Annotated in this window: 17 protein-coding genes; 14 read left to right on the plus strand and 3 right to left on the minus strand. The window is 68.8% G+C overall.

Annotated elements, in window-relative coordinates:
* Positions 1–20: 20 nt before the first annotated feature.
* From ACLJQ7_RS08505 to ACLJQ7_RS08540, 8 genes are all read left to right on the plus strand, one after another.
* On the plus strand, positions 21–614 hold the full coding sequence (locus tag ACLJQ7_RS08505; RefSeq protein WP_192742527.1) for a TetR/AcrR family transcriptional regulator: 594 nt from the start codon (positions 21–23) through the stop codon (positions 612–614).
* A gap of 89 nt (positions 615–703) precedes the next feature.
* A complete protein-coding gene (gene purB / locus ACLJQ7_RS08510; protein WP_410647557.1) occupies positions 704–2,134 on the plus strand; it encodes an adenylosuccinate lyase in 1,431 nt (476 codons plus the stop codon).
* A 169-nt stretch (positions 2,135–2,303) separates the two neighbouring features.
* The gene (locus ACLJQ7_RS08515) at positions 2,304–3,125 is read left to right on the plus strand and encodes a substrate-binding periplasmic protein (protein ID WP_410647558.1); all 822 of its coding nucleotides are present in this window, start codon (positions 2,304–2,306) and stop codon (positions 3,123–3,125) included.
* A 47-nt stretch (positions 3,126–3,172) separates the two neighbouring features.
* Positions 3,173–3,946: an ABC transporter substrate-binding protein gene (locus ACLJQ7_RS08520; RefSeq protein ID WP_410647559.1), complete on the plus strand. Its 774-nt coding sequence runs from the start codon at positions 3,173–3,175 to the stop codon at positions 3,944–3,946.
* Positions 3,947–3,954: 8 nt separating this feature from the next.
* On the plus strand, positions 3,955–4,752 hold the full coding sequence (locus ACLJQ7_RS08525) for an ABC transporter substrate-binding protein (protein ID WP_410647560.1): 798 nt from the start codon (positions 3,955–3,957) through the stop codon (positions 4,750–4,752).
* On the plus strand, positions 4,753–5,511 hold the full coding sequence (locus ACLJQ7_RS08530) for an amino acid ABC transporter permease (RefSeq protein WP_410647561.1): 759 nt from the start codon (positions 4,753–4,755) through the stop codon (positions 5,509–5,511).
* Positions 5,508–6,248 carry an amino acid ABC transporter ATP-binding protein gene (locus tag ACLJQ7_RS08535; RefSeq protein WP_410647562.1) on the plus strand — a complete coding sequence of 247 codons (741 nt, stop codon included), beginning with the start codon at positions 5,508–5,510 and terminating at the stop codon, positions 6,246–6,248. The genes ACLJQ7_RS08530 and ACLJQ7_RS08535 overlap by 4 nt, the downstream gene beginning before the upstream one ends.
* Before the next feature lie 244 nt (positions 6,249–6,492).
* Complete coding sequence (locus ACLJQ7_RS08540) at positions 6,493–7,380, plus strand: MOSC domain-containing protein (protein WP_410647563.1); 888 nt, start codon at positions 6,493–6,495, stop codon at positions 7,378–7,380.
* Here ACLJQ7_RS08540 and ACLJQ7_RS08545 read toward each other — a convergent pair.
* A complete protein-coding gene (locus ACLJQ7_RS08545; protein ID WP_410647564.1) occupies positions 7,263–8,069 on the minus strand; it encodes an S-adenosyl-l-methionine hydroxide adenosyltransferase family protein in 807 nt (268 codons plus the stop codon). The two genes, ACLJQ7_RS08540 and ACLJQ7_RS08545, sit on opposite strands and share 118 nt — an antisense overlap.
* A 35-nt stretch (positions 8,070–8,104) precedes the next feature.
* Here ACLJQ7_RS08545 and ACLJQ7_RS08550 point away from each other — a divergent pair, with 35 nt between their 5' ends.
* The 4 genes from ACLJQ7_RS08550 to ACLJQ7_RS08565 all read left to right on the plus strand — a co-directional run bounded on the left by ACLJQ7_RS08550 (position 8,105) and on the right by ACLJQ7_RS08565 (position 11,688).
* On the plus strand, positions 8,105–8,986 hold the full coding sequence (locus ACLJQ7_RS08550) for a phosphoribosylaminoimidazolesuccinocarboxamide synthase (protein WP_410647565.1): 882 nt from the start codon (positions 8,105–8,107) through the stop codon (positions 8,984–8,986).
* Between the two features lie 58 nt (positions 8,987–9,044).
* Complete coding sequence (locus tag ACLJQ7_RS08555) at positions 9,045–9,752, plus strand: DUF2334 domain-containing protein (RefSeq protein ID WP_410647566.1); 708 nt, start codon at positions 9,045–9,047, stop codon at positions 9,750–9,752.
* Entirely contained in the window at positions 9,749–10,480 is a 732-nt protein-coding gene (locus tag ACLJQ7_RS08560; protein ID WP_410647567.1) for a TetR/AcrR family transcriptional regulator, read from the plus strand. The genes ACLJQ7_RS08555 and ACLJQ7_RS08560 overlap by 4 nt, the downstream gene beginning before the upstream one ends.
* A 71-nt stretch (positions 10,481–10,551) precedes the next feature.
* Positions 10,552–11,688, plus strand: coding sequence for a DUF418 domain-containing protein (locus tag ACLJQ7_RS08565; protein ID WP_410647568.1), 1,137 nt, complete (start codon positions 10,552–10,554; stop codon positions 11,686–11,688).
* Here ACLJQ7_RS08565 and ACLJQ7_RS08570 read toward each other — a convergent pair.
* Together ACLJQ7_RS08570 and ACLJQ7_RS08575 are read right to left on the minus strand one after the other, a co-directional pair.
* On the minus strand, positions 11,685–12,329 hold the full coding sequence (locus tag ACLJQ7_RS08570; protein ID WP_410647569.1) for an MBL fold metallo-hydrolase: 645 nt from the start codon (positions 12,327–12,329) through the stop codon (positions 11,685–11,687). The genes ACLJQ7_RS08565 and ACLJQ7_RS08570 overlap by 4 nt on opposite strands.
* Positions 12,330–12,362: 33 nt before the next feature.
* Positions 12,363–13,307, minus strand: a complete 945-nt coding sequence (locus tag ACLJQ7_RS08575) for a DUF5937 family protein (protein WP_410647570.1) — start codon at positions 13,305–13,307, stop codon at positions 12,363–12,365.
* Positions 13,308–13,367: 60 nt separating this feature from the next.
* Between ACLJQ7_RS08575 and ACLJQ7_RS08580 the strand changes: the two genes are divergently transcribed.
* Both ACLJQ7_RS08580 and ACLJQ7_RS08585 read left to right on the plus strand, forming a co-directional pair.
* A complete protein-coding gene (locus ACLJQ7_RS08580; RefSeq protein WP_410647571.1) occupies positions 13,368–14,510 on the plus strand; it encodes an MFS transporter in 1,143 nt (380 codons plus the stop codon).
* Positions 14,511–14,543: 33 nt separating this feature from the next.
* Positions 14,544–16,046 carry an aldehyde dehydrogenase family protein gene (locus tag ACLJQ7_RS08585; RefSeq protein ID WP_410647572.1) on the plus strand — a complete coding sequence of 501 codons (1,503 nt, stop codon included), beginning with the start codon at positions 14,544–14,546 and terminating at the stop codon, positions 16,044–16,046.
* Positions 16,047–16,135 lie beyond the last annotated feature (89 nt).

Here is a 16,135-nt window from a genome sequence, read left to right on the forward strand (position 1 = left end):
AGCTGGCAAAATAGCCCGCCATGACCGCAGCAGCCACCACACCGAAGGGTGAGCGACGCCGGGCCGAGCTCATCGAGGCCGCCGCGTCATTGCTGGCCGAGGGCGGTTTCGACGCCGTGCGGCATCGTGCGGTCGCCGAACGCGCGGGGCTGCCGCTGGCCTCGACGACGTACTACTTCGATTCGCTCGAAGAGCTGGTCACCGCCGCGGTGGAACATCACGCGAAGGTGGAATTGGAGACCGGGCGGCGGCGCCTCGACGAGCTGGCGACCCGTAACCGCGGTGTCGAGGCCACCGTCGACCTGGTGCTGGACATGCTGCTCGGCCCGCTCCGCCCGGATCGCGAGGCCGACGCCGAAGCGGTCCTCCTGCGCTACGAACGCCTCGTCGGGACCGGCCGCCGCCCGTATCTTCGGCCGCTGATGCGGACGCTGTCCGCGCAGCTGTACGAACTGCTCCACGAGATCTTCGCGCGCTCCGGCACGCCTGTGGACGGCACCGAACTCGAGCGCCTGGTCGCCCTGGTCGACGGCGCCGTGGTCAACGCGCTGATCGAGGTCGACCCCGAGCCGCGTGCCGCCGCCGCCCGGATGCTCCAGGCCGCCCTCGCCTGACCCCCGCGTTTCGTCCTCTGAACGCGGTGGTTCGTGACGCCAACTACCGCATTCAGAGGACGAAACGCGGCGGGGGTTAGTCTGGCCGCGTGACGGACAAGCCCCGCATCCCCAACGTGCTCGCCGGCCGCTACGCCTCGCCTGAGCTGGTCGAACTGTGGTCCCCGGAACGCAAGGTCGTGCTGGAGCGCGAGCTCTGGCTCGCCGTGCTCCGCGCGCAGGCCGACCTCGGCGTCGAGGTGCCGGACGGTGTCGTCGCCGACTACGAGCGCGTGCTGGAGCAGGTCGACCTCGACTCGATCGCCGCGCGGGAGCGGGTCACCCGGCACGACGTGAAGGCCCGCATCGAGGAGTTCAACGCGCTCGCCGGGCACGAGCACGTCCACAAGGGCATGACGTCACGGGACCTCACCGAGAACGTCGAGCAGCTGCAGGTGCTGCGTTCCCTGGAGCTGGTGCGCGGCCGCGTCGGCGCGGTGCTGGCCCGGCTCACCGCGATCGCGGTCGAACACGCCGACACGGTGATGGCAGGCCGTTCGCACAACGTCGCCGCGCAGGCGACGACGCTGGGCAAGCGCTTCGCCACCGCCGCGGACGAACTGCTGGTCGCCTTCGACCGGCTCGAAAACCTCATCGGCCGTTATCCGCTGCGCGGGATCAAGGGCCCGGTCGGCACCGCGCAGGACATGCTCGACCTGCTGGGTGACGAGTCCACTTTGGACGAACTGGAGACGCGGGTCGCCGCGCATCTCGGCTTCGAGAACGTGTTCACCAGCGTCGGCCAGGTGTACCCGCGCTCGCTCGACTTCGACGTGCTGTCCACCGTCGTCCAGCTCGCGGCCGCACCGTCGAGCCTGGCGAAGACGATCCGCCTGATGGCGGGCCACGAGCTGGTCACCGAGGGCTTCAAGCCCGGGCAGGTCGGCTCGTCGGCCATGCCGCACAAGATGAACACCCGTTCGTGTGAGCGCGTCAACGGGCTCGCCGTGGTCCTGCGCGGCTACCTGTCGATGATCGGCGAGCTCGCCGGCGACCAGTGGAACGAAGGCGACGTGTCCGACTCCGTCGTCCGCCGGGTCGCGCTGCCCGACGCGTTCTTCGCGCTCGACGGCCTGCTGGAGACCTTCCTCACGGTGCTGGCCGAGTTCGGCGCCTTCCCGGCGGTCATCGGACGTGAGCTCGATCGCTATCTGCCGTTCCTCGCGACCACCAAGGTGCTCATGGCCTCGGTCCGCGCGGGCGTCGGGCGTGAAACCGCTCACGAGGCGATCAAGGAGAACGCCGTCGGTGTCGCGCTCGCGATGCGGGAGCAGGGGCTGGCGGAGAACGACCTCCTCGACCGGCTCGCCGCAGACGAGCGCATCCCGCTCGACCGCGGTGAGCTGGACAAACTCCTCGCGGACCGCATCTCGTTCACCGGTGTCGCGCCCCGTCAGGTGGCGGCGATCGCGTCCCGCGTCCAGGGCATCCTGGAGCGTTTCCCGGAGGCAGTGAACTACTCGCCCGCACCGATCCTCTGACCGCGCGTTGTGAGCAGCCCCACCGCGGGGCGTTCACAGAGTGAGACGAAGTTACTCGATCGGGCGAAATGCCTAATCTCGATCGCTGAACCCGGAGCGCCAGGCCGCCCATGAGGCGGCCTGGCGTGTTTGTATCGCGCCTTGCGCGCAAGAACCCACGGAAGAAGCGATGAGATCCACGCTGTCGAAATTCGTCGCCCTCGTCACGGCCGGAGCGGCCACCCTCGCCCTCGCCGCCTGCGGCTCCGGTGACGCGAGCGACCGGAAGCTGCGGGTCGGCACCTTGACCGACGCGCCGCCGTCCATCTACCTGGAGAACGGCACCTTCACCGGCTACGACAACGAACTGCTGCGCGACATCGCGAAGCGTGAAGGTTTCGAGGTCGAGTTCGTCGGCACCGAGTTCGCCGGGCTGCTCGCCGCCGTCGCCACCAACAAGTTCGACATCGGCAGCTCCACGATCTCCACCACCGAAGCCCGCAAGAAGACCGTCGCGTTCAGCAACGGCTACAGCACCGGGTTCACCACGATCCTCACGAAGAAGGGCGCGTCCCTCAAGGACGTCGGCGCCTTCACCGGCAAGCGGCTCGGCGTCGTCCAGGCGTCGGTGCAGGACGACTTCGCCAGCGGCAAGGTCCCTGGCGCCAACGTCGTCCGTTTCCCCGACTACAACGCCGGTTTCGCGCAGCTGAAGGCCGGCAGCCTCGACGGCTGGGTCGTGCCGAAGGACATCGGGCAGAAGTACATCGACCAGAACCCGGACGTGCCGCTGGAGTTCGGCTACACCGTCGAGACCAAGGACACGCCGTCCGCGTTCGCCGTCCGCAAGGACAACAAGGAACTGCTGAAGAAGATCAACGACGGCCTCGCGAAGGCCGTGGCGGACGGCACCGTCGCCCGCCTGCACGCTCGGTTCTTCAAAACCGAGCCGCTGCCCAAGGAACTCGAACAGGGCGGCCCCGGCCTGCCCGTCCAGAACGCGGGGGTCTGAAAACGATGAAGACGACACCAAGGATTCGGAACATCGGCGGACGGCCTATGAGGCAGTCCCTGCTTGTCGCACTGACCGCCGGTCTCGTCGCCGTGCTCGCCGCCTGCGGTGGTGGCGAGTCCGCCACCGAGAAGACCCTGCGCGTCGGAACGCTGAGCGACGCGCCGCCGAACATCTACGTCGAGAACGGCAACTACACCGGCTTCGACAACGAGCTGCTGAAGGCCATCGCCACCAAGCAGAACCTGAAGCTCGAGTTCGCCTCGACCGACTTCTCCTCGCTGCTGGGCCAGGTCGCGAACAACCAGTTCGACATCGGCAGCTCGGCCATCGCGCAGACCGACGAGCGCAAGAAGAACGTCGACTTCTCCAGCCCGTACAACTTCGAGGTCATGAGCATCCAGACCAAGGACGGCTCGCCGATCACCGAGGAGAAGGGCCTGTCCGGCAAGCGGGTCGCGGTCATCCAGGCGACCGTCGGCGACAAGTGGCTCACCTCGACGGTGCCCGACGCGCAGGCCGTGCGCTTCCCGGGTTACGCCCCGGCGCTGGCCGCGCTCAAGAGCGGCGCCGTCGACGCCTACATTCTCGACCAGGCGATCGCCGAGACGAACGTCAAGGAGAGCACCGACGCGAAGCTCAAGGTCGTCAAGTCCTTCACCACCGACGTGCCCCACGGTTTCGCGGTGAAGAAGGGCAACGCCGAGTTGCTCACCAAGATCAACGAGGGCCTGAAGCAGGTCATCGCCGACGGCACGTGGGTCAAGCTGCACGAGAAGTTCCTGCCGACGGCCCCGGTTCCGGACCAGTTCAAGGCGTGAGGATCACGATGAAAAGGAAGTCACTCGCCACCGTCGTTGGTGCTCTCACCGCAGCCTCTCTCGTGGCGGTGCTGGCGGCGTGCGGCGGCGGTGAGAGCGCCACCGCCGGCACCTTGCGTGTCGGCACGCTCAGCGACTCGAAACCCAACGCCTATCAGGAAAACGGCGTGTTCACCGGGTTCGACAACGAGCTGCTGAAGGCCATCGCCGCGCACCAGAACCTGAAACTCGAGTTCGTCTCCACGGAGTTCTCGACCCTGCTGAGCCAGGTCGCGAACGGCAAGTTCGACATCGGCAGCTCGGGGATCTCGCAGACCGACGAACGCCGCAAGACCGTCGACTTCTCGGCGCCGTACAACTACCAGTCGCTCGGTATCGAGGCCCGCGAGGGCACCGGTATCACCGACGAGAACTCCTTGGCGGGCAAGCGAATCGGCGTCGTGCAGGGCACGGTGTCGGACAGCTGGCTGGCGGCGAACGCGCCCACCGCGCAGGCCGTCAAGTTCCCGCAGGACGCCGCGACCCTCGCCGCGCTCAAATCGGGCGCGATCGACGGCGCGATCTTCGACCAGGCGACCGCCGAGGACTACGCCGCGAAGAACCCGGACGCGAAGCTCAAGGTGGTCAAGGCGATCACCACGACCATTCCGCACGGCTTCGCGGTCAAGAAGGGCAACACCGAGCTGGCCGGCAAGATCAACGCCGGGCTCAAGGCGGTCATCGCCGACGGGACATGGGAAAAGGTGCACCAGCGCTTCGAGCCGAACGCGCCGGTGCCCGCGGAGTTCAAGGCCGGGCAGAAGTAAGTGGACGACTTCCTCAACACCTTCCTGAACTGGGAGTACATCTGGGAGGTCTTCCCGGACCTCCTCGGGACCGGCCTGCTGAACACGCTGATCCTGTCGGTGTTCTCGGCGCTGATCGGCACCGTGCTCGGCATGCTGCTGGCCACGATGGGCCTGTCCAGCAAGGCGTGGCTGCGCTGGCCCGCCCGCGTGTACACCGACATCTTCCGCGGCCTGCCCGCGATCCTGACCATCCTGGTGATCGGGCAGGGCGGCGGGATCCTGATCCCGTCGCTGTCCCGGAATCCGTACCCGCTGGGCATTCTCGCGCTGAGCCTGATCGCGGCCGCGTACATCGGCGAGATCTTCCGGGCCGGTATCCAGAGTGTCGAAAAAGGACAGATGGAGGCCAGTCGCGCGCTGGGCATGAGCTACACCAAGGCGATGACGCTCGTCGTCATCCCGCAGGGTGTGCGGCGCGTGCTGCCCGCGCTGGTGAACCAGTTCATCGCGCTGGTCAAGGACTCGAGCCTGGTGTACTTCCTCGGCTTCCTCGCCGAGCAGCGCGACCTGTTCCGCATCGGGCAGGACCTCGCGGCGAACACCGGGAACCTGTCGCCGCTGGTCGCGGCGGGCGCGGTGTACCTGGTGATCACCGTGCCGCTGACGCATCTGGTCAACTACATCGACAAGAAGCTGCGCACCGGCAGGAAGGTCCGCGTCGACGACGACGGCGGCGAAACGGAACTGCTGAACGCCGGAAAGGTGCCGATGTCATGACCGCCGCCGTACGTTCGTCGAGCGTCGAACTCCGCGACATCCACGTCTCCTTCGGCACCCTCGAAGTGCTGAAGGGGGTGAACCTCAAGGTCGAGAAGGGCCGCACGACCTGCATCATCGGCCCGTCCGGCTCCGGCAAATCGACGTTGCTGCGCTGTGTGAACCGCCTTCAGGAGCCCGACGCGGGCGACCTGCTGCTGGGGGGCGAGAGCGTCATCTCGTCCGACCCGGACGCGCTGCGCCAGCGGGTCGGGATGGTGTTCCAGCACTTCAACCTGTTCGGGCACCGCAGCGTGCTGGACAACATCACCCTGCCGCTGCGTAGCGTCCGGAAGCTCGGCAAGGCGGAGGCCGCGGAGATCGCGCACGCCCGGCTCGCCGAGGTCGGCCTCGCCGACAAGGCGCCGTACCGGCCGAGCGCGCTCTCGGGCGGGCAGCAGCAGCGGGTCGCGATCGCGCGGGCGCTCGCCATGGAGCCCGAGGTCATGCTGTTCGACGAGGCGACCAGCGCGCTGGACCCGGAGCTGGTCAAGGGCGTCCTCACCCTGATGGCTGGGCTGGCCGAGCGCGGGCTGACCCTGCTCGTGGTCACCCACGAGATGGGTTTCGCGCGCGGCGTCGCCGACGAGGTCGCGTTCATGGACGACGGGAAGATCGTCGAACAGGGCGCTCCGGAGGCGATCTTCGACGCTCCGCGGAGCGAGCGTTTGCAGCGGTTCCTGTCGCAAGTGCTCTGAGGACCCACGCTGAGCTGCAGTGTCCTCACCACCGGTGGCAGGTTGCGAAAGCCACTTTCGCAACCTTCAACGTTGCGAAAGTGGCTTTCGCAACGTCACCGGTGTGCACGGCCGCAACCGCACTCGCCACCAGCGCCCGCGCTCACTCGGCGGTGGCGTCCGTGAAGGCCTCCTTCCCTACCCTGAAGGTAGGAAGGGCGGCCTTCGCTACGTCAACCGTCCTTGCCATCGCTAACCTGCGGTCATGGCGAGAGTGGCGAAGCTGGTCTATTACCCGGTCAAGGGCTGTGCCGGGACGGCGGTCGAAACGGCCGACGTCACCCCGGCGGGGCTGCGGTTCGACCGGGCCTGGATGGTCGTCTCCCCGGAGGGTGAGTTCCGCAGCCAGCGCAAGCATCCGGTGATGGCCTCGATCCGGGCCGAGGTGCTCGACGACGGCGCCCGCCTGCGGCTCGCCGCTCCCGGCGTCGAAGATCTCCTGGTCGAGACGGTCACGGACGGGCCGCGCCAGCCCGCCGCGACGTTCACCTGGCAGGGCAACGGCGTCCACCAGGGCGACGAGGCCGCCGAGTGGTTCTCCGCCGTCCTCGGGCTGCCGTCGGTGTTCGTCGGGCTCGCACCCGAGCACGAACGCGTCACCAACGGCGAGATCCCGGGCACCGCGGCCTTCGCCGACGCGCACGCGATCCTGCTGACCTCCGAGTCCTCTTTGGACGGTCTGAACGAGAGGATCGCGTCACGCGGTGCCGAGGCCGTGCCGATGGATCGCTTCCGGCCCAACATCGTCGTCTCGGGCTGGCCGGAGCCGCACCGCGAGGACGACGTCCGCTCGCTCACCGCCGGCGGTCTCGAACTGGGGTACGCCAAGGTCTGCATCCGCTGCACCGTGCCGATGGTCGATCAGGAGACCGGCAAGAAGGCGGGGCCGGAGCCGATCCGGTCGCTCGCCGACTACCGCCGCGAACCCGAGGGCGGCGTCTCGTTCGGGATCAAGATGGCGGTGACCGGCCCGGGTCAGGTGTCCGTCGGCGACGAGGTGATCGTGCACTCCTGGGCAGGCCCCAGCCCGAGCACGGCCGACGCCGAACCGCCGTTCACGGCGACCGCGAGCCGTCCCGCGGAATCGGTGTAGAGCACGTTCCGGCCCGGCGGCACCGTGCCGAAGGTGTCGCCGACCAGCGCTTTCACCAGGACGTGTTCGCTGCTGACGGAGACCGTGCCGGACAGCCCGGCCAGTTCGAGGTCGGCGGGGCTCGCGGCGAGCTGGACGTTGCCGAAGTGGTCGACCGTGAGCACCTCGGCCACCAGTTTGCCGGGGAACACCGCCACGAACGGGTCCGGCAGGCGCACGAGGTCGTCGACGCGCGGCCCGAACTCCTCGGGGGCGACGCCGAGCGCGAGATGCGCCGCCGCGGGGGCGAAGACGTCGCGTCCGTGGAACGTCGACGAAGTCACCGGAAGGCGGTACTCCGGAGCCGCGAGTTCGTACGCCGCTATCACCCCGCTGAGTGTTTCGGCGGCGGGAATGAGAAGTCCGTTGTCGGGGCCGACGAGCATTCCGCGCCCGGTGACCACCACGACACCGCGCCGCGCCGTGCCGACGCCGGGGTCCACGACGGCGAGATGGACCGACTCCGGCAGATACGGCGCGGTCTGGGCGAGTACCTCCGCGCCGGTCCTGACCTGCTGTGGAGGGATCTCGTGGCTCACGTCGATCACCCGTACGGACGGCGCGATCCGCGCGATCACGCCGTGGCACGCGGCCACGAAACCGTCTCTCAGCCCGTAGTCGGTCGTGAACGAAACGCAGTGGATCGGCATGATCAGCCATCATCCTTGATCGCTAGGGTGCAGCCGTGACGACGCTCGAATACCCGAAGATCGCCGCCGGCAAGGTCCGTGAGCTCTACGCCGTCGATGACGAGCATCTGCTGCTCGTCACTTCGGATCGGATCTCCGCCTGCGACGTCGTCTTCGACACGCCCATCCCGGACAAGGGGCGGGTGCTCACCGCGATGAGCGTGTTCTGGTTCTCCCTGCTCTCCGATGTCCTCCCCAACCACCTGGTCTCCTACGAAGACGAACGCATCCCCGCCGAGGTCCGCGGCCGCGCGCTGCTGGTGCGGCGGCTGGCGATGCTGCCGCTCGAAGCCGTCGCCCGCGGTTATCTCACCGGTACCGGTCTCGCCGATTATCGCGCGTGCGGCCGGGTGTGCGGGGTCGAACTTCCCCCTGGCCTGACCGAGTCGTCCCGGCTCCCCGAACCGATCTTCACGCCCGCGACGAAGGCCGACCGCGGCTCGCACGACGAGAACATCGCCTTCTCCGACGTCGTCGGGCAACTCGGCCGCGAACGGGCCGAGGAGGTCCGCGAGGCGACGCTCGCGGTGTACCGCCGCGGCGCGGAATTCGCCGCCGAACGCGGCATCCTGCTCGCGGACACGAAGCTCGAATTCGGCATCGACCGCGAGGGGAACCTCGTGCTCGCCGACGAGGTCCTGACCCCGGATTCCTCGCGTTACTGGCTCGCCGGTGGTTACGTGCCGGACGGCCCGCAGCCGTCGTTCGACAAGCAGCCCCTGCGGGATTGGCTCACCAGTCCCGCGTCCGGCTGGCACCGCCGGGACAGACCGGGGTCACCGCCCCTGCCCGAGGACATCGTCGCCGCCACGCGGGCGAGGTACATCGAGTCATACGAACGCATCACCGGCCGGTCGCTGCAGGATTGGCCCGCCTGACCTGCGGAGTTCACTCCGACGTCAGGCGAGCGAAAGCCCGGGCTGGCTCACTGGTGGGGTGGATGCACGTTTGCTGGTTTCCCTGTCCGGCGTGACCACCCGGACGTTGCACCGCTGTGCCGATCTCGCGGCCGAACTCGACCGGCGCAGGGTCCCGTTGTCCGTGCTCTACGCCGCTCGCACCGGCGAGGGCCCGGTGACCGAGTGGGTCAGGACGCGCCGCACCCAGGGCGACTCCGTCCTCCTGCACGGTTACGACCATCAGGTACCACCCACCCATCGCGCCGTCTACCTGGGCAAACGCGCGGAGTTCGCGGCTCTTCCCGCGCACGAGGCGCGGCTGCGGCTCATCGCGGCGAAGGCGGCGCTCGACGGCAACGGCATGGCCGTCGACGGGTTCGCGCCGCCGCGCTGGATCGCGTCGGAAGGCACCCTGCTGGCCCTGCGCGAGCACGGGTTCAGGCTGTGCGCGGACCTGGCCTCGGTGCGGGACCTGGTGTCCGGTGAGGTCCGGCGTGCCAGGGTGCAGGAGTTCGGCGGGCCGTCGCACCGGACGGAGACCGTCCGGTGTTTCGCGCTGGTGCTGGCCGCCGCCAGGGCCGCTCGCCGCGGCGGGCTCGTCCGGCTCGGCATCGACGCCGCGGACCTCGCCCGGCCGGGGCTGCGGCAGGCGTTCCTCGACGCCGTCGACGTCTCGCTGGAGAACCGCGCTTTCGGAGCCACCTACGGCTCGCTCTCGCGAACGCGGGCTAAATTGTCGGGATGACCGACGAGGGGCACGCACCGGCGACGCTGATGCGGCTCTGGCGACGAGCGGAGCGTCCAGTACGCGGCAGGCCGTCCGTGCTCGACGTCGACAGCGTCGTGGCGGCCGCGGTGGACCTCGCCGATCGCGAAGGCGTCGCGAACGTGACGCTGGCGAGCGTGGCGAAGGAGCTGGGCGTCACGAAGATGTCCCTGTACCGCCACATCGGTTCGAAGGCGGAGCTGCTGGAGCTGATGGCCGACTTCGCCATCGGTGATCCGCCGCGGGTGGAGTCCACCGGCGATTGGCGGGCCGAGCTGACCACGTTGGCCGAGGCCAACCGCGATGTCCTGATGAAGCACCCGTGGCTGGTCGAGCTGCCGCTCACCGGCCCTCCGGCCGGGCCGCACGCGGTCGCGTGGATGGACGCGATCCTGCGCACGCTGCGCGACACCGGTCTCGACTGGGGTACCAAGGGCGGAATCCTGGTGCTGGTCGGCGGCTACGTCCGCCTCGCGTGCGCGCAGGCGATCCAGCTCGCCGAGGGCCGGAAGGGCAGCGGGCTGAGCCAGGACCAGGCCGAACAGGCCTACGGCAAGGGTCTCGCCGAGCTGATCGACCCCGAGCGTTTCCCCGACGCCGCGGGCTTCCTGACCTCAGGACTCGGTGGCTCCGGACAGGACTCCGACTTCGACTTCGGTCTCCAAGTCGTTCTCGACGGCATCGCCGCTCTCGTCGACGCCGGCTGACAAGCACCCCGCTCAGCCTTTAGTATCCGCCGGACATTAATTAGTGTACGTTGGATACTAAAGGGGGATCCATGACATCGACACCGACCGGCGAGCGCGTGCTCGCACCGGATCTGGCCAGGGGTTTCGCGCTGCTGCTGGTCGCGCTGGCGCATACCGCGAGCATCTTCCTCGGGAACACGCCGGGCGTGGACCAGACGCCACAGGGCCTGGAACGGCCGTACTTCGTGCTGCTGTTCGTGCTCGTCCACGCGTGCGCGCTGCCGCTGTTCGGCATGATGCTCGGCTACGGGATGGTGCAGTTCGCCGACCGCCAGGAAGCGCTCGGGCAGTCGTGGCCGCGAACGCGCGGAGTCTTGCTACGCCGCCACGCGTGGCTGCTGGTGTTCGGCGCCGTTGACGGGGTGCTGTTCTTCTCCGGCGACGTGCTCGGCGCGTACGGCGTGATCGGCGTGGTGTTCGCTCTGCTGCTTTTGAGGCGCGGCATGGGTTTCTATCGGCTTCCGGCGCTGTACCTGGGTTTCGGCGTCTGCTACCTCGCCGTGCTGATGTATCTGGTGCTCAGCGGGAACTCCGGGAGCGCGCCGGTCCCGTCCGTCGAGGATCCGTCCTCCCTGGCACCGACCTACGGCGACGCCGTGCGCGAGCGGCTCACCGAATGGCCGATGACCACGGCGATTCTGCTGTCGTCGATCCTCTTCGTCTGGGTGGGTGCCTGGGCCGCGAAGAAGCGCCTCCTGGAGGAGCCGAATCGAAAGGTTCTCCTCTTCGGCCTGTTCGGCGGTTTCGGCGTCGCGATCGCGGGCGCGCTGCCGATGGGCCTTTTCGCCGGCGACTACGTCGGCTTCGACGAGGAAACCGCCGGGCTCGCCAAGCTGATGTACGAAGGAGCCGGCCTGTTCGGCGCGATCGGGTACATCAGCCTGTTCGGCCTCATCGGCATGGCGGTCGGCAAGAGGCGCCGCGGCGTCGTGGTCACCGCGATCTCCGCCCTCGGCCAGCGCACGTTGAGCGCGTACCTGTTGCAGTCGGTGGCGTGGCTGATCCTGGCGCCGCCGTTCATGCTGGGGCTCGGCGGTGAGACGTTCGTGGCGGCCGCGTGCGGGCTCGGCGTGTGGCTGCTGACGGTCGTCGTCGCGTACCTGATGCACCGGCGGTCGTATCGGGGACCGGCGGAGATCCTGGTGCGGAAACTCGCTTACCGCTAGACCTTCACCGGCTCCCCGACATCGAGCACCTTCACCTCGGTGCCTTCCGGCGCGAGATTCGCGAACAGGCCGTAGTGCATTTGCGGCCGCGCGAGGACGGCTTCGTGGATCGGGACGGCGAGGCGCGGCGACACCGCACGCAGGTAGTCGACCGCCTCGCCGACCTTGAGCCACGGAGCACCGGTGGGCAGGCCGAGGACGTCGATCTTCTGTTCCGGCACGAAGAACGAGTCGCCGGGGTGGTAGAACGCGCCGTGGTCGACGATATAGCCGACGTTCGGGATCACCGGGATCTCCTCGTGGATCACCGCGTGCTCGCCACCGACGACGTTGACGGCACTGCTGCCGCTGGACCCGATTTCGAAGGCATCGCCGGGGTTCGCGATCTGGAACTCGGTGCCGATCTTCCCCACCGCTTCGGCGGAACCCGGATCGACGATCAGCCGCACACCGGGATTCGCCGCCAGCAGGTCGGGCAGCCTGTCCAGGTCGAGGTGGTCGAAATGCTGGTGGGTGATCAGGATGGCGTCCAGCTCACGCTCGCCTTCGAAGCCTACCGAGAAGGTGCCGGGGTCGATCAGGATCCGTGCGCCCTCGGTCTCCAGAAGGGTGCAAGCGTGTCCAAAGTGGACAATACGCATCGGTGTTCTCCTTCGCGGTAGCTCGATTCCAGCCTATGCCCGAAGCAGCGCGTCGCCAAGTTCGGTGCGCCGGTAACGCACTTCGCGGCCGCGCCGCCGGGTTTCGAGCAGGCCCGCGGCGCGCATGGCGGTCAGATGCTGCGAGACCGTCGGCGCCGAGAAACCCAGCCTGCGCGCGAGTTCGCTCGTGCTCGCGGGTTCGTTGAGCGTGGTGAGCAGCGCGGCCTTCGTCCGGCCGACTACTCCGGCGAGCGCGCCGGGCGGTCGTTCGGGGTCCGACCAGAGTTCGGCCACCCCGCGAGCCGGGTACAGCAGCGAAGGCTGCCACGGCTCCATCGTGATCACCCCGACCGAGGGCCACGCGAACACGCCGGGGATCAGCAGCAATCCGCGTCGGTCGAGGTGGACGCGGCCGCGTTGCTTCATCTCGATCACCAGGACGTCGTCGACGAGCCGCACCCGAGGGTGGATGTCCTCGAGTACCAGAGCGATACCGCCGGCGGCCAGGCGTCGCGAGCGTTCCTCGATGTCGGCGACCAGAAATCGCCGCATTCGGGGCCAATGCGGTTCGACCAGTTCGGTCCAGGCGATCTCCATCTGGCTCGCCAGCAGATCCCTCGCCTCGGTGGGATCGTCCGGCAGGCCGCTCAGGTCGGCGTCCACTTTGGACAGTTCGTGGGCGACCTGCTCCGGCGCCGTACGGCGGATTTCGGCGAGCTGCGCGGACGCGGTGGTCTCCGGGCCGCTCGGCGGCGGGCTGAGGAAGTCGGTGATGTAGTGCCGCGCGCTCATCACCCTGGCGAAGCCGTCGATGGGCAGGTCCGGCAGTTTCGCGGCGGCCTCACGCAGCCAGGGCAGATGACTCGGATGCCCGCGCCGCCCGAGCAGGGTCTGCATCGCGCCCATGGTCTCGTCGAGCGGGGAGATGCCGAAGCGGACGCGGTTGGCGCTCTCGGCGGTCAGGACGAGCTCGATCATCGGATTAGGTTATTCCCTAATCAATGTTCTCGCCAGGCCCGGTTCGGCAGTGTTCGTGGCATGACCTTGTTACGAAATTCCGGGTATTGGCGCTGGTCGGCGGGGGTCCAGCTGAACCGGCTGCCCGGCATGATGGCGCCGCTGGCCTTCACGGTGCTGACCACCGCGACGACGGGTTCGTACCGGCTCGGCGGGATCATGATGGCCGTTTTCGTCGCCGCCGAGATGGTCGGCGCCGTGCCGACGGGACGGCTGCTCGACCGCGTCGGCCCCGCGCGCGGTCTCGTCGTGCTGCTCCCGCTGGTCGCCGCCGGACTGTTCCTGCTGGCCGCGGTCGCTTCGGCCGGAGTTCCGGACTGGGTGCTGCTCGCGCTGGCGATCCCGCCGGGGCTGGTCGCGGGCGGGTTGAACGGCGGTTTCCGGACGCTGCTCGCCGGGACGGTGACCGAAGACGAACTGCCGAGGGCCGTTTCGGTCGACGCGATGATCCTCGAAGGCGTGATCGTCGGCGGACCGCTGCTGGTGGCGCTCCTGGCGACGTCCGGTCCGGTCGTCCCGATTCTCGCGATGGCCGTCGTCGCCCTGCTCGCGGCCCTGCTCGTGCCGAGGCGAAGCATCCCCAGGGATCCACAAAGGACGGTCGAGCGGCAGCCGATCCCGGTCGCCGCCTGCGTGCCCTGGCTGGCGGGACTGTTCACCGTGGGGCTCCTGCTGTCGACCATCGAGGTCGGGTTGCTGCCGCTCGTCCAGCGTCTCGGTGCCCCCGATTCGGCGACGGCGATCGTCATCGTGGTGCTGTGCGGCGCCAGCCTCTGCGGGAGCGCGCTGTACGCGGCGCGGGGGAAGGCGGGCGATCCGCGGCTGTTCCTTGCCGGTTTCGTGCTCGGCGGGATCGTGGTTTCGGCGGGCTTCGGCTGGGCCGGGCTGCTCGGCGGGGTCGCGCTGATCGGGCTCTGCACCGGCCCGCTGATGGCCGTCTCGTCGGTCAATCTGCAGAAGCTGCTGCCGGAACGCCGCCGGTCGGAGGGGTTCTCGCTGGCCTTCACCGTGCAGGCGTCGGGGTTCGGGCTGGGTTCGCTGGCGATCGGGGTACTGCCGGTGTGGCTGTGCCCGCTTCTCGGTGTCCTTGCGGCCCTCGTCTCCTGTGCGATGCTGGTGGCACGCCCCAGGCGAGCTATTGGCACGCCGTCAGTAACGTCGTAGCCTGGGCTTTGAGCCGAGACACGGGAGAAGTAGATGACCGCAGTCCAGCCGAAGCCGACCGCGCACAGCGTGGGGGAGACCTTCGATTCCCTCAGCCCGGCGACCGACGAGGTCGTCGGCACCTACCCGGTGCACACCACCGACGACGTCCGCGCCGCCATCGCCCGCGCGAAGGACGCCGCCGAATGGTGGGCCGGGCTCGGTTACGACGGCCGCGCCGAACGCCTGCGCCGTTGGAAGGGCGTCATCACCCGCAGGCTGCCGCAGCTGTGCCAGGTCGTGCGCGACGAGACCGGGAAGCCGATCGCCGACGCGCAGCTGGAGAGCGTCCTCGCCATCGAGCACATCGCGTGGGCGGGCAAGCACGCGCGCAAGATCCTCGGCAAGCAGCGCCGCGCGGCCGGGCTGATGATGTCGAACCAGGCGGCGACGGTCGAGTACCAGCCGCTCGGCGTCGTGGGCGTGATCGGCCCGTGGAACTACCCCGTCTTCACGCCGCTCGGCTCCATCGCGTACGCCCTCGCCGCCGGCAACACCGTCGTCTTCAAGCCGAGCGAGTACACGCCCGGCGTCGGAAAATGGCTGGTCGACGCCTTCAACGAGGTCGTCCCGGAGTGGCCGGTGCTGCAGCTGATCACCGGTTTCGGCGAGACCGGCGCTTCGCTCGTCACGGGAGGCGTCGACAAGATCGCCTTCACCGGTTCGACCGGCACGGGCAAGAAGATCATGGCCGCGGCCGCCGAGACGCTGACCCCGGTCATCATCGAGGCGGGCGGCAAGGACGCCGTCCTGGTCGACGCGGACGCCGACCTCGAAGCCGCCGCCGACGCGACCGTCTGGGGCGCGTTCTCCAACTCGGGGCAGACCTGTATCGGCGTCGAGCGCGTGTACGTCCACGAGCGCGTGCACGACGAGTTCGTCGCGAAGGTCGTCGAGAAGTCGAAGGACGTGCGGGCGGGTTCGGACGCGGCCGCGCAGTACGGCCCGGTGACGATGCCTTCGCAGCTCGCGGTGATCAAGCGGCACATCGCGGACGCCATCGAACGCGGCGGGAAGGCGCTCGTCGGCGGCGTCGACGCGGTCGGCGACCGCTATGTGCAGCCGACGGTGCTCGTCGACGTGCCGGAGGACTCCGCCGCGGTCCAGGAGGAGACGTTCGGCCCGACCGTCACCATCGCCAAGGTCCGCGACATGGACGAGGCCGTCGAGAAGGCCAACGACACGAAGTACGGCCTCGGCTCGACGGTGTTCTCGAAGTCGCGCGGCCTCGAACTCGCCGGACGGCTGCGCACCGGCATGACGTCGATCAACGCGCCGCTTTCCTTCGCCGGTATCGCTTCGCTGCCCTTCGGCGGCGTCGGCGACTCGGGCTTCGGCCGGATCCACGGCCCGGAAGGCCTGCGCGAGTTCGCTCGCCCGAAGGCCGTCGCGCGGCAGCGCTTCACCGCGCCGATCGTGCTGACGTCGTTCTCCCGCAAGGAAAAGACCGACGCCCTGGTCGCGAAGCTGATCACCGTCCTGCACGGCAAACGCTGACGCGCCGCCTGTCAACCCCCGCGTGCAATGAAGGGGCCTTTCATAGCAAATTTTGCTATGAAAGGCCCCTTCATTGCGCTTGCGGAAGC

Source organism: Amycolatopsis sp. cmx-4-54, assembly GCF_046548895.1.
GTDB lineage: Bacteria > Actinomycetota > Actinomycetes > Mycobacteriales > Pseudonocardiaceae > Amycolatopsis.

Bases quoted from the DNA above. Each gene is read 5' to 3' on its own strand.
- ACLJQ7_RS08585 (WP_410647572.1), top strand. From the start codon at position 14,544: ATGACCGCAGTCCAGCCGAAGCCGACCGCGCACAGCGTGGGGGAGACC.
- ACLJQ7_RS08545 (WP_410647564.1), bottom strand. From the start codon at position 8,069: ATGCCGATCCACTGCGTTTCGTTCACGACCGACTACGGGCTGAGAGAC.
- ACLJQ7_RS08505 (WP_192742527.1), top strand. From the start codon at position 21: ATGACCGCAGCAGCCACCACACCGAAGGGTGAGCGACGCCGGGCCGAG.
- ACLJQ7_RS08560 (WP_410647567.1), top strand. From the start codon at position 9,749: ATGACCGACGAGGGGCACGCACCGGCGACGCTGATGCGGCTCTGGCGA.
- ACLJQ7_RS08535 (WP_410647562.1), top strand. From the start codon at position 5,508: ATGACCGCCGCCGTACGTTCGTCGAGCGTCGAACTCCGCGACATCCAC.
- ACLJQ7_RS08570 (WP_410647569.1), bottom strand. From the start codon at position 12,329: ATGCGTATTGTCCACTTTGGACACGCTTGCACCCTTCTGGAGACCGAG.
- ACLJQ7_RS08515 (WP_410647558.1), top strand. From the start codon at position 2,304: ATGAGATCCACGCTGTCGAAATTCGTCGCCCTCGTCACGGCCGGAGCG.
- ACLJQ7_RS08565 (WP_410647568.1), top strand. From the start codon at position 10,552: ATGACATCGACACCGACCGGCGAGCGCGTGCTCGCACCGGATCTGGCC.
- ACLJQ7_RS08580 (WP_410647571.1), top strand. From the start codon at position 13,368: ATGACCTTGTTACGAAATTCCGGGTATTGGCGCTGGTCGGCGGGGGTC.
- ACLJQ7_RS08520 (WP_410647559.1), top strand. From the start codon at position 3,173: ATGAGGCAGTCCCTGCTTGTCGCACTGACCGCCGGTCTCGTCGCCGTG.
- ACLJQ7_RS08540 (WP_410647563.1), top strand. From the start codon at position 6,493: ATGGCGAGAGTGGCGAAGCTGGTCTATTACCCGGTCAAGGGCTGTGCC.
- ACLJQ7_RS08525 (WP_410647560.1), top strand. From the start codon at position 3,955: ATGAAAAGGAAGTCACTCGCCACCGTCGTTGGTGCTCTCACCGCAGCC.
- ACLJQ7_RS08575 (WP_410647570.1), bottom strand. From the start codon at position 13,307: ATGATCGAGCTCGTCCTGACCGCCGAGAGCGCCAACCGCGTCCGCTTC.